Source organism: Flavobacterium procerum (assembly GCF_042431625.1).
In the GTDB taxonomy this organism is placed as follows: domain Bacteria; phylum Bacteroidota; class Bacteroidia; order Flavobacteriales; family Flavobacteriaceae; genus Flavobacterium; species Flavobacterium procerum.
Genome location: NZ_JBHLYW010000011.1, coordinates 1 through 12,571 on the forward strand (window position 1 = coordinate 1; position 12,571 = coordinate 12,571).

A 12,571-nucleotide genomic window follows, 5' to 3' on the forward strand; every position below is an offset into this window, starting at 1 on the left:
AAAGAAAAGAAAAGAACCATTACATCAATAGCCACGATAATCCACCTAGGTAGATAACTTAGATTATTAATATTAGCTCTCAGATTTCTTGGCGAAAAAGTATTATATAATATAGAGGCTAAACTAGTCGGCTTTTCTGTATTCAATTTGGTTTAGTTAGGTGTGATAATTTAATCTGTACTTACAAAAGTACTAATTAAAGATGTTAAAAAAGTGTTTCTATTAAAATTAAACTATAACAATTCTATTTGTTATTAAAAATTGAACTAATAAAATTAACCATTAATTTTGGCAATAGTATTTCTAATCTTGCAATTGGTAAATCAAAAAACATATTTTACCGTGTTAATTTATAGTCAATTTGTAAAAGTTAAATTTTCCCTCCGGTTGTTTTTTGTTTCAAGAGCCCTAATAAATAGCTTCCATATCCAGATTTAATTAACGGTTCTGCCAATTTTTGTAGTTGATTGTCACTAATAAAACCTTGTCTCCATCCTATTTCTTCAATACAACCTACCTTAAGTCCTTGTCTTTCCTCTAGAACCTGAACAAACTGTCCAGCTTGCATCAAACTACTAAATGTTCCAGTATCTAACCAAGCTGTTCCTCTACTTAAAATACCTACTTTTAGTTTCCCATTTTCAAGATAAACTTTATTTACATCAGTAATTTCATATTCTCCACGAGCGCTTGGTTTGATGTTCTTTGCAATTTCAACTACCGAATTATCGTAAAAATACAAACCTGGAACTGCATAATTAGATTTTGGATCTAGTGGTTTTTCCTCTATTGAAATAGCATTTTTATTTTCATCAAACTCTACTACACCATACCTTTCAGGATCAGCGACATGATAAGCAAAAACAACACCTCCATCTGGGTCAGCATTGTCCTTAAGTAATTGTTGCATATTGGTTCCAAAGAATATATTATCTCCAAGAACCAAAGCAACTTTGTCTTTTCCAATAAATTCTTCTCCTATTACGAAAGCCTGCGCTAGTCCATTTGGATTTGGCTGTTCTGCGTAACTAAATTTACAACCTATTGTACTTCCATCTCCTAGGAGTTTTTTAAAATGAGGCAAATCATGAGGAGTTGAAATAATCAAAATTTCATTAATTCCAGCCATCATCAACGTTGATAATGGATAATAAATCATTGGTTTATCATAAACCGGCATCAATTGCTTGCTTACTGCTAACGTTAATGGATGTAATCTTGTTCCGGAACCTCCGGCTAATATAATTCCTTTCATAAAACTCATTTTAGTTTTAGATTTTTGATTCTAACATTATCGATAATCAAAATACGCTATTCTACAAAAATTCTCTTTAAACTTTCTTTATAATCTGGCACTTTTAGGTTGTAAGTACTTTTAATTTTTTTCTTGTCCAACAATGAAAATTCTGGACGTTTTGCTGGCGTTGGATATGACGATGATGGAATCCCACTAATATTACATTTATAGTCCCCCATCTCTTTAATTGACAACGCAAAATCGTACCAGCTTATTTCACCCTCATTTGAATAATTATAAATTCCAGGAATCCATTCCGAAAATTCGATTATATGAATCATTGCCTGCGCCAAATCTGCAGCATGTGTTGGTGAACCAATCTGATCATTTACAACATTAATGGAATCTCTTTCTTGCATTAATCGTTGCATCGTTTTCACGAAATTATTTCCAAACTTGCTATAAACCCATGAAGTCCTAATGATAATCGAATTTGGATTTTCTTTTAAACACGCCTTTTCTCCCTCTAATTTACTTTCTCCGTAAACATTTATTGGGTTTGTTTCTGCTTTTTCATCTAAAGCAACAGATGATGTTCCATCAAAAACGTAATCTGTCGAAACATGAATTAATTTAGCATTATTTTTCGCTGTATATTTTGCAAGTAATTCTACTGCTAAATGATTTATTTTGAAAGCCAAATCTCTTTCAGACTCCGCTTTATCTACTGCTGTGTAAGCTCCGCAATTAAAGACAATATCGGGTTTAATTTCATTTAATTGAGTTTGAAGCAATTCCAAATCATCCAATGTCGCTTTTGTACGACCTGCAAATATCCACTCATACTGAGAATAAGAAGAAGATAAAAGGTTAAGTTCAGATCCTAATTGGCCTGTTGCTCCAGTTACAAGAATTTTCTTCATTAGAATAAACTATTACAATTTTCAATAGAAGGTAATATTTGGTCTTTTTCAGAAACAATAGCATCATTTAAATCCATACCCCAATCTATATTTAACGAAGAATCATCGTATTTAATTCCACCTTCAGAAGCTTTGTTATAAAATTGATCGCATTTGTACATAACCGAAGCTGTTTCACTGATAACAGAAAATCCATGTGCAAATCCTTGAGGAACTAATAATTGTTTTTTGTTTTCTGAAGATAACAAAACACTAAATGATTTTCCATATGTCGGAGAATCTTTTCTTAAATCAACTGCAACATCTATAATTTCTCCTTCTAAAACACGAACTAATTTTGTCTGCGCAAAAGGAGGATTTTGATAGTGCAACCCCCTTAAAGTTCCTTTTTTTGAAAAGGATTGATTGTCTTGAACAAAATCAATATTAATTCCTAAATCTTCAAATTTGGTTTTACTGTATGATTCAAAAAAATAACCTCTTTCATCACCAAAAACGGTTGGCTCTACAATTACTAAATCTTTTATAAATGTTTCTTCTATTTTCATATTAACTTTTCAAATATATTTATTACACAAAGAAGTTTAGAACTACTTCTTTTATTCTGTTTTTATTTTCTAGCGATAGATTTCCCGATGGAAGACACAATCCTTTATCAAATAATTCTTCTGCAGTATTTTCACCATAATAAGGATGTTTTTCAAAAATAGGTTGCAGATGCATCGGCTTCCAAAGAGGGCGACATTCAATATTTGCGTCTTCAAATGCCATTCTTAAATTTTCCCTATTGCTATTTTTTTTATTTTGAGCTTCAACTAGAATCGTTGTCAGCCAGCAATTCGAAAAAAAATCCTGGTTTAGATTTTCAAAAACCGTCACCTCATCAATATTCCTAAAAAGCTCTTTATAAAAAGCGTTTGTTTCTCTTCTCGCCTCAATATTTTTGTGCAAAATTTCCATTTGGCCAAGTCCAATTCCTGCACAAACATTACTCATTCTATAGTTATAACCAATTTCACTATGCTGATAATGAACTGCTTTGTCTTTGGCTTGAGTCGCAAAAAATAAAGCTCTATTCTTGACAGCTACAGAATTTGAAATTAGTGCTCCGCCGCTTGAAGTTGTTATAATTTTATTTCCGTTAAACGATAAAATCCCCAAACTACCAAAAGTACCACATTTCTGTCCTTTAAAACTGCTCCCTAAAGCTTCTGCACTATCTTCTATTACTGGAATATCGTATTTATTAGCCACTGCGTGTACTTCTTCAACCTTATATGGGTTTCCGTAGAGGTGTACAGTTATTATTGCTTTTGGTTTTTTGCCTCTTTTGATTCTATCCTGAATTGCTATTTCTAAAAATTGTGGACAAATATTCCATGTATCACTTTCGCTGTCTACAAAAACTGGAACAGCTCCCTGATATAAAATTGGATTTGCCGACGCTGAAAAAGTCATGCTTTGACAAATAACTTCATCGCCTGCTTTTACTCCTAGTAAAATCAAAGCCAGATGAATAGCAGAAGTTCCCGAATTTAATGCAGTTACAAATGATTTCTCTTCAAAATATTTTTCTAATTTGTGTTCAAACTCTTCAACATTTGGTCCACCAGAAGTAATCCAATTGGTTTCAAATGCATTTTTAATATATTTCTGTTCAGAACCGCTTTGTTTGGGCAGTGAAAGGTAAATTCTTTTATTGTGCATTTATTTTCCAATAATTACTTTCATATCGAACATCGTCCTCACTAACTTTTGTTAATGGAAGAGTCGAAAACGAAATTAATTTTGAGTTTGATTCTAGAGACTCAATTGCATTAGCATAGCCGGCAGGAATATGAACAACTTTACTGTCTGATTCTGAAACTACAACTGTTTCAATCGGCAAATCTTTAGAGGGATTTTCCCAATTATCTACTTTTACAAAATGAATCTTAAAAGAACCTGTTAAACAATAAAAATTCTTTGCATCTAATTTATGCCCCTGCCATGCACGAATGGGATTTTCATCAGAATTACTTATAATGTAAAATCGTTCAATATCTTCAAAAGTAAAATCGTTCACATACGAAATGCTTCCTCGATGATCTGAAAAATTTCCTCCCTGAATTACTTTTGGATTCATACGTTTACTTTCATATTGTATTTATTCAACAAATAAAACTTTGATGAATATACTATTAATAATGGAACAATTACAATTGCAAATAAAATTGCATCTTCTACTTTCTGATAAAGAGATACTACTAAAAATGAAATTACACTTTGGACTACAGCATAATAAAGCGAAACAAGTCTGTGCTGTATTTTATACTCATTGCTTAAAACCTGATAAAGATGTAAGCGATGAGCTTCAAAAATATTTTGTTTTAAATATAAACGATGTAAAATAGTGCAAATCGCATCTACTCCATAAACAGCTAAAAACAAAAGCCATATTAAAGAGCTTGTATTCAAAATAAGTTTCAGAACCAAGTAAATAATCCAAAATGCAACGGCGATACTTCCCACATCTCCTGCAAAACATTTAGCTCTTTTTCTGTAATTAAAGAACAGAAATACCAAGCTTGCAATCATAGCATATTTTATGAAACTTCCATCTACAAAGAGCTGCACTTTTGTATTTACATATAATAATGCTCCCATTACTGACAAAGTATATAAACCAGTTATACCATTTATTCCATCCATAAAATTATAGGCGTTGATTAAACCTATGGAAAGAATATATACAGCAATAATCTGCCAAATGGGTAAAACCTGGAAAATTCCAAGGTCAAAAAAAATCAATGAAATAGCCAGAAAATGGATTGATATTCTGATTTTATTTGACAAACTTTGAATATCATCCCAGAAACTTATCAAACTAACTAAAGTGATTCCTGTAAAAAACAAATAGTTATGTTGATGATGTTGCAGAAAATAAATTAAAGAGGCAAACCAAAAAATAATTCCGCCTCCTCTTAGAGTTATCTCAGTATGTGAACTTCGTAAATTTGGTTTATCAATTATATTAAAGCGGTCAGCCACTCTAAAATAGAGGAGCATTAAAATCATTAATATTAGTCCTAGTAGTATAAATTCCATTATTTATCTTAATGAGATTACTCCCAATTAGTATCTTTTATTTCATCATAAACTTTTTGAATGCCTTCTTCTAAGGAAGTTTTAGCTTTCCATCCAAAACTATTAAGTTTAGAAACATCCATAAGCTTACGTGGGGTACCGTCTGGCTTAGAAGTGTCAGTTAAAATTTCTCCTTCAAATCCAACAACTTTTTTAACTAAAATAGCCAAATCTAAAATAGAGATATCTTCACCTACTCCAATATTTACTAATCCTTGTTCATCATAATTTTTCATTAAATATACACAAGCTTCAGCAAGATCGTCGGCATGCAAAAACTCCCTTTTCGGACTTCCTGTTCCCCAAATTGTGACAGATGCATCTCCATTTCTTTTAGCAATAATAAATTTTCGAAGCATTGCCGGCAGTACATGAGAATTCTTTAAATCGTAATTATCATTTGGTCCATACAAATTGGTAGGCATTACTGAAATAAAATTACATCCAAACTGATCTCTATAAGCGTCGCACATTTTTATACCTGCAATTTTTGCAATTGCGTAAGGTTCGTTTGTTGGCTCCAATTCTCCTGTAAGCATATACTCTTCTTTTAATGGCTGTGGTGCCATTTTTGGATAGATGCACGAAGAACCAAGAAACATTAATTTCTTAACTTCATTTAAATAGGCTTGATGAATAACGTTATTCTGAATCATCAGGTTTTCATAAATAAAATCACCTTTATAAGTATTGTTGGCAATGATACCTCCTACTTTTGCGGCGGCTAAAAAAACATAATCCGGTTTTTCTTCAGCAAAAAAGTCTGCTACCGCTTGCTGATTTCTTAAATCTAATTCTGAAGAAGTTTTCAATACAAAATTCGAATATCCCTTTTCTTTTAATTGACGTAAAATTGCTGAACCTACCATACCCCTATGTCCAGCTATATATATTTTATCTTGTAAATTCATAATATTTCTTTTCTTAAATCTAAAATACTCTAGGTTGTATTTTTAAAATTAATATCGAATAGCTGATCTTACTTCTTTTATCATTTTCTCTTTCTGTACATACTGAAGATCAGATGCTATCATTTCCTTAACTAATCCAGCTAAATCATATTTTGGCACCCATCCTAATTTAGTTTTAGATTTCGTTGGATCTCCAATAAGCAAATCTACTTCCGTCGGACGGAAATATTCTGGATCAACGGCAATAATCTGTTTTCCAACTTCAATTTCATAAGCCGGATTACTGCAAGAAGCAACAAAGCCTTTTTCATTTACTCCTTCGCCTTTAAACTCGACTTCAATACCAAGCTCTGCAAATGACATTCTTACAAAGTCACGTACATAAGTAGTTTCACCCATTGCAATAACATAATCTTCTGCAACATCTTGCTGTAAAATACGCCACATAGCTTCCACATAATCTTTAGCATGTCCCCAATCACGTTGTGCATCTAAGTTACCTAAATACAAACAGTCTTGTTCACCAAGGGCGATTGCAGCAGCAGCCATAGTTATTTTGCGAGTAACAAAAGTTTCTCCACGACGTGGAGACTCGTGATTAAATAAAATTCCGTTACATGCATACATATTGTAAGCTTCACGATAATTTTTAGTAATCCAAAAACCATAAATCTTTGCTACGCCATATGGAGAACGTGGGTAAAACGGTGAGTTCTCATCATAAAATCCTTTTTCATTTTTATTTTCAGCCAAACCACCATATAATTCAGACGTCGATGCCTGATAAATACGTGTTTTCTTTTCTAAACCTAAAATACGAACTGCTTCCAAAATTCTAAGCGTCCCTATACCATCAACATTGGCAACATATTCTGGAGAATCAAAAGATACCTTAACATGACTCATTGCTCCCAAGTTATAGATTTCATCAGGTTGTACCTCTTGGATAATCCTAATAACATTGGTTGAATCGGTCAAATCTCCGTAATGTAATTTAAAATTTACATGAGCTTCGTGCTGATCTTGGTAAATGTGATCAATACGTTGGGTATTAAAAGAAGAAGCTCTTCTTTTTACACCATGAACCATATATCCTTTCTCTAATAATAATTCTGCTAAGTATGATCCATCTTGACCTGTAATTCCTGTTATAAGTGCTACCTTCATTTTTTTATAATTAACTTAAAAGTTTTGAATTATTACTTATTTTACAAAACTTTTAATTGTTTTTGTGAGTCCTTCTTTAGCCGTAAATGGAAGCTTTTCAATTCCAATGGCTGTTTTAATTTTTTGATTTGAAACCCTATAATTTTCAGTTAATTTTTGAATAGTTTCTGAATTCAGTGGAAATCGTATTAAATCCCCCACTTTTGCTATAGTAGTGATGATTGTTTTAGGAACTGCAATTGATTTATCTTTTTTATTTAAGACCGATGATATAACCTTAACTACTTCATTTGTAGATAAAAATTCATCATCAGAAAAATTATAAACTCCAGAAGGAATTTCTTTATTTTCAAGAATTTCTTTAATTAAAAAATTGAGATTATCAATACCTAAAAATGATCTTTCATTATAAAAAGATGTTAAAGGATACGGAATTCCTTTCTTAACTACATTAAAAAGTAAATTTAAGTTTCCTTTATTTCCGGGACCATGAATCATACAAGGCCTAATGATAAAAATTCTCTTTCCTACAGGAATTTCTTTTGACAAAATATATTCTTCAGCTTGCCACTTAGACTGTCCGTAAGGTGTTTTTGGATTTCCATTTACATCCTCAAACAAAACTTCTTGAACTTTATCTGCAACAGCTTTTACACTGCTGAAATAAATAAAATCGTTAATTTCGCTTTCTAAAAAAACATCAAATAATTCCTTTGTTAAATTTGTATTTACCTCAAAATAAATTGAAGCATCACTTGTGTTTTTTGTATCGTGAGCTTTACCAGCTAAATGAATTATCGCACTACTTTGCAAATTTCCTTTCCAGCCATTATTTCTCAATGAAATACTTTTGATTGAAAAATTAAAACTAGACAAATAATTTGTTAAATTTTTCCCAACAAAACCTGAAGCCCCAGATATAACTATTTCCATTTAATTTTTTAATATTTCAAGAAGTTTATCTATCAATTTTTCTCTTTCAAATTCATTCTTAAAATATTTCAAAGCATTATCTTGCATTTGAACTCTTTGCTCTAAAGATAAATTATAAAATTTAATAACGTTTTCTGCAAATAATGTTGCATCTTCAGCCGGTGAAGAAAAACCTGCTTTTGCTTCTTGTACAATTTTTGCACCTTCTCCATCTAATGAAGCCAAGATAGGTTTCCCACAAGCTAAATAAGATTGTAATTTAGAAGGAATAGTGAGAGAAAATATTTTATCTTTTTTTAATGACACAATTAGAGCATCCGTGCAAGAAAAAAAATTGGGCATTGTATCAGATGGAAATGAACCAAGAAAGAAGAAATTAGATTCCAAATCTTTTTCCTTTACTTTATTTATATAATATTCTTTTTGACGTCCATCTCCTAAAAAAACCCAATTTACTTCAACCTTTTTTTCTTTAACAATCTTTGCTGCCTCAATCAAGGTATCGATACCTTGTGCTTCACCTAAATTACCCGCAAATAAAAGTTTAAAACCTTTAGGTAACTTAGATTCATAATCTAAAGTTGGAGCCACAGGTTTGTATAATTTTTCAGCAGAATTGGGATAGTAAATAAGTTTGTCTTTAAAGTTTCCTTGCGCATTAATATAATCTTCAAAGCCTTTTGATTGAACTAAAATCTTTTTCGATTTACTGTATATCATCTTTGTAATTCTATCAAAAAAATTTAAAACAAATTTATTTTTTATTCCGCCAGCTGCAGACAAGCTTTCTGGCCATAAATCTTGAACCCAAAAATAAAATGGTATTTTCATTTTTCTACCCGCCACAATTGCAGGAATCCCAACTGTTATGGGAGAAGGCTCATAAACGAATATCTTATCAAACTTTTCTTTTATAAAAAAGACCTTTATACTGCAAAAGAAAACAAATGAAATATAGTTCAACAATAATCTTACGCTCCCACTGCCTCTAGAAAATATTTTAGATCTATAAATTTTGATTCCATTCCAATCTTCATCATTATTTTTCCAAAATGAATAATTATCAAAAAAATCACCTTTGGGATAATTCGGTATAGCTGTTAAAATTGAAACTTCGTGTCCTCTCTCTTTTAGCCCTAATGCTAAATCATTAATTTTAAAACTCTCTGGCCAAAAATATTGCGTAACAATTAATATTTTCATTAGTTATAATCATAATTACCGCTATCTACCCATTGTTTCATTTCTAAAATCATTTCTTCATAAGGCAAAACCTCGTAAATAAAATCATTCCTAGAACTTTCCATGCTTTTGTCAACTTTATAGTTGGCATTTTCTAAAATAGTGAGTGAATTATTTTTAAAGACTTTATTAAAAATTTTTAGCAAACTGAATTTATCAATTTTGTTTGTTCCTGAAATAATTATTAAGCCCGTTATGTTTTGCAAAATTGATTGATGAATCACCTTTGCCAATTCAACCGTTGTTATTCCGGACCAAAAAGCTTGTGAATATCCATTGACTTCATTTTTTTGTTGCATGAACCAGTGAAATAGTCCTATCCCTTCTCTATTTAACTCCGGCCCAATAATCGATGTTCTGATTGTTAAATCTTTGTCATTAACAATCTCGCCTAAGGCTTTTGATGTTGCATAGAAACCTTGCCCGTCTTTAAAATCTGACTCTGTATAGTTTCCTTTTTTTCCTGAAAAAACACAATCTGTACTAATACTAATTACCCTTGTTTTGGTATTTTTAGTAATTGATTCTAACAAGTGTGGAAAATAACTATTAAACCAAATTGCTTTATCTGGGTTGTTCTCTGCATCTTTATTTAAAATTCCAATACAATTAATTATTATGTCAAAATTGATATCGATGATTTTTTTTAATTCTTCTGTATTGTACACATCAAGGTTAAAAATTTTATTGGTCGCTTCAATATTTCTTGCAATTCCATAAACATCGTATTCTCCCAAAGTTGGCAACATTTTAAACAATATATGTCCTGCCATTCCCTTAATACCAATTATTAATACTTTCTTCATCTTAAATGATTTAAAGATAATTATTTATCCCAAATAACTTTATTCACTATTGGTGTATAACTTTGAATTATTCTTACTACTCTTTCTGAAGTATTATTGATGGTATACTCAAATGGCAATTGTGAATTATCACCGATCGAAAGACCTTTAGTAATTTCAATTGAGTTAATCATACTTTCTTTAGTAATACCTCCTAAAACAATTGTCCCTGCATCAATCGCTTCTGGTCTTTCGGTACTTGTTCTAATGCTTACAGCTGGAAACCCCATCATAGCTGCCTCTTCACTAATTGTACCACTATCGGACAAAACTACATATGCATCTTGTTGCAACTTAACATAATCAAAAAAACCTAAAGGAGCAACATTTACAATTAAAGGATTAAAAACGATATTCGAATTCTCTATTCTTTTTCGCGTTCTTGGGTGTGTTGAAAAAACAATTGGCATTTTATATTTTTCAGCAACTGTATTTAATGAATCTACTAAAATTTCGAAATGATTTTTCAAATCAATATTTTCCTCTCTATGCGCACTGACAACAATGTACTCTCCTTTTTCTAATTTTAACTTTTCAACAATATTTGAACTTTGAATTTTAGTTTCATTTTTTCTCAAGACTTCAAACAATGGTGAGCCTGTAACAAATACATGATCCTTTCTAAAACCTTCACTCAATAAATATCTTCGACTATGTTCTGTATAAGTAAGATTTATATCTGAAATATGATCTGAAATTTTTCTATTAATTTCTTCGGGAACATTTTGGTCAAAACATCTATTCCCAGCCTCCATATGGAAAATTGGTATTTTTAATCTCTTAGCGGCAATTGTACTTAAAACACTATTTGTATCCCCTAATACTAACAAAGCGTCTGGTTTTTCTTGTGCAAGTATTTCATAAGATTTTGAAATAACATTACCAATAGTTTCACCTAAATGTTCTCCTGCAACATTCAAGAAAAAATCAGGTTTTCTAAGTTCTAAATCTTCAAAAAAAATTTCATTTAACTCATAGTCATAATTTTGTCCTGTGTGTATGACTATATGTTCAAAATATTGGTCACATAATTTAATGCATTCTGCCAATCTAATAATTTCAGGACGAGTCCCCATTATAGTTGCCACTTTAATCTTTTTCATATTCGTTTTTACTTAAAATATTTCTCTATAAAAAATTCATATTTCTAATTCGCTGAAACAAAAATATCTTCTCCGAAAACTTCTTTTCGGATTAATGGTAAATTTGACAACAATTTTTTCATTCCTTGTACTCCAAGTTGTTCTGTATTGTGGGAATGATAATCCTCTGCAGTAGCAATCTCTTCTTCACCTTCTGAAAAATACTTGGCATAGTTCAAATCACGATTGTCGGCAGGAATACAATAAAAATCTCCCATATCAATCGCTTTTATCATTTCTTCTCTAGTGCATAACGTTTCATATAGCTTCTCACCATGACGTGTTCCGATAATTTTAATTTCTGTATCGGCCTTACATAAGTCTTTTAATGCTTGAGCTAAATCACCAATTGTTCCAGCGGGAGCTTTATTCACAAACAAATCTCCAGGATTCCCATGCTCGAAAGCGAATAACACTAATTCTACTGCCTCATCTAACGACATTAAGAACCGTGTCATTTTTGGGTCTGTAATTGTTATTGGATTACCTTCTTTAATTTGTTTTAAAAACAAAGGAATAACAGATCCTCGAGATGCCATTACATTTCCATATCTTGTTAAACAAACAGTTGTATCAGTGAGGTTTCTAGCTGCGGCAATGGCAACTTTTTCCATTAAAGCTTTAGAGATGCCCATAGCATTTATAGGATAAGCTGCTTTGTCCGTACTTAAACAAATTACTTTTTTAACTTTATTAATTCCTGCCGCGTCAATAACATTTTGAGTTCCAAAAACATTGGTTTTTGTTGCTTCTAAAGGAAAAAATTCACATGAAGGAACTTGTTTTAGAGCCGCCGCATGGAATACATAATCCACACCTCGCATTGCACGTTCAACACTATTATAGTCCCTAACATCTCCTATGTAAAATTTTAATTTATCATTTTTTAACTGATTACGCATGTCATCTTGTTTTTTTTCATCGCGAGAAAAAATACGTATTTCGCTAAAATGATCTGTATGCAAAAAACGATTAAGAACTGCATGTCCAAAAGATCCGGTTCCTCCTGTAATTAAAAGTGTTTTATGTTTAAAAGTAGGCATAA

Annotated in this window: 13 protein-coding genes; all 13 read right to left on the reverse strand. The window is 31.4% G+C overall.

Annotated elements, in window-relative coordinates; translation table 11 throughout:
- Positions 1-370: 370 nt before the first annotated feature.
- From rfbA to ACFFLS_RS17840, 13 genes are read right to left on the reverse strand one after another with little or no spacing between them, the layout of a single operon-like run.
- The gene (gene rfbA, locus ACFFLS_RS17780) at positions 371-1,255 is read right to left on the reverse strand and encodes a glucose-1-phosphate thymidylyltransferase RfbA (RefSeq protein ID WP_379683478.1); all 885 of its coding nucleotides are present in this window, start codon (positions 1,253-1,255) and stop codon (positions 371-373) included.
- Between the two features lie 56 nt (positions 1,256-1,311).
- Positions 1,312-2,160 (reverse strand): dTDP-4-dehydrorhamnose reductase, encoded by an 849-nt coding sequence (rfbD, locus tag ACFFLS_RS17785; RefSeq protein ID WP_379683479.1) that lies wholly within the window; start codon positions 2,158-2,160, stop codon positions 1,312-1,314.
- Entirely contained in the window at positions 2,160-2,708 is a 549-nt protein-coding gene (rfbC, locus tag ACFFLS_RS17790) for a dTDP-4-dehydrorhamnose 3,5-epimerase (protein WP_379683480.1), read from the reverse strand. Before rfbC ends, rfbD begins: the two co-directional genes overlap by 1 nt.
- A gap of 22 nt (positions 2,709-2,730) precedes the next feature.
- The gene (locus ACFFLS_RS17795) at positions 2,731-3,867 is read right to left on the reverse strand and encodes a DegT/DnrJ/EryC1/StrS family aminotransferase (RefSeq protein WP_379683481.1); all 1,137 of its coding nucleotides are present in this window, start codon (positions 3,865-3,867) and stop codon (positions 2,731-2,733) included.
- Entirely contained in the window at positions 3,857-4,285 is a 429-nt protein-coding gene (locus ACFFLS_RS17800) for a WxcM-like domain-containing protein (RefSeq protein ID WP_379683482.1), read from the reverse strand. Before ACFFLS_RS17800 ends, ACFFLS_RS17795 begins: the two co-directional genes overlap by 11 nt.
- Positions 4,282-5,247 (reverse strand): MraY family glycosyltransferase, encoded by a 966-nt coding sequence (locus ACFFLS_RS17805; protein WP_379683483.1) that lies wholly within the window; start codon positions 5,245-5,247, stop codon positions 4,282-4,284. The genes ACFFLS_RS17800 and ACFFLS_RS17805 overlap by 4 nt, the downstream gene beginning before the upstream one ends.
- Before the next feature lie 17 nt (positions 5,248-5,264).
- Positions 5,265-6,197, reverse strand: coding sequence for a GDP-L-fucose synthase family protein (locus ACFFLS_RS17810; protein ID WP_379683484.1), 933 nt, complete (start codon positions 6,195-6,197; stop codon positions 5,265-5,267).
- Positions 6,198-6,245: 48 nt separating this feature from the next.
- Positions 6,246-7,364, reverse strand: coding sequence for a GDP-mannose 4,6-dehydratase (gene gmd, locus ACFFLS_RS17815; protein WP_379683485.1), 1,119 nt, complete (start codon positions 7,362-7,364; stop codon positions 6,246-6,248).
- Positions 7,365-7,400: 36 nt separating this feature from the next.
- Positions 7,401-8,297 carry an NAD-dependent epimerase/dehydratase family protein gene (locus tag ACFFLS_RS17820; RefSeq protein ID WP_379683486.1) on the reverse strand — a complete coding sequence of 299 codons (897 nt, stop codon included), beginning with the start codon at positions 8,295-8,297 and terminating at the stop codon, positions 7,401-7,403.
- Entirely contained in the window at positions 8,298-9,500 is a 1,203-nt protein-coding gene (locus ACFFLS_RS17825; RefSeq protein ID WP_379683487.1) for a glycosyltransferase family 4 protein, read from the reverse strand.
- The gene (locus tag ACFFLS_RS17830; protein WP_379683488.1) at positions 9,500-10,345 is read right to left on the reverse strand and encodes a sugar nucleotide-binding protein; all 846 of its coding nucleotides are present in this window, start codon (positions 10,343-10,345) and stop codon (positions 9,500-9,502) included. Before ACFFLS_RS17830 ends, ACFFLS_RS17825 begins: the two co-directional genes overlap by 1 nt.
- A 20-nt stretch (positions 10,346-10,365) precedes the next feature.
- On the reverse strand, positions 10,366-11,487 hold the full coding sequence (wecB, locus tag ACFFLS_RS17835; RefSeq protein WP_379683489.1) for a non-hydrolyzing UDP-N-acetylglucosamine 2-epimerase: 1,122 nt from the start codon (positions 11,485-11,487) through the stop codon (positions 10,366-10,368).
- A gap of 44 nt (positions 11,488-11,531) precedes the next feature.
- Positions 11,532-12,569, reverse strand: coding sequence for a polysaccharide biosynthesis protein (locus tag ACFFLS_RS17840; RefSeq protein WP_379683490.1), 1,038 nt, complete (start codon positions 12,567-12,569; stop codon positions 11,532-11,534).
- Positions 12,570-12,571 lie beyond the last annotated feature (2 nt).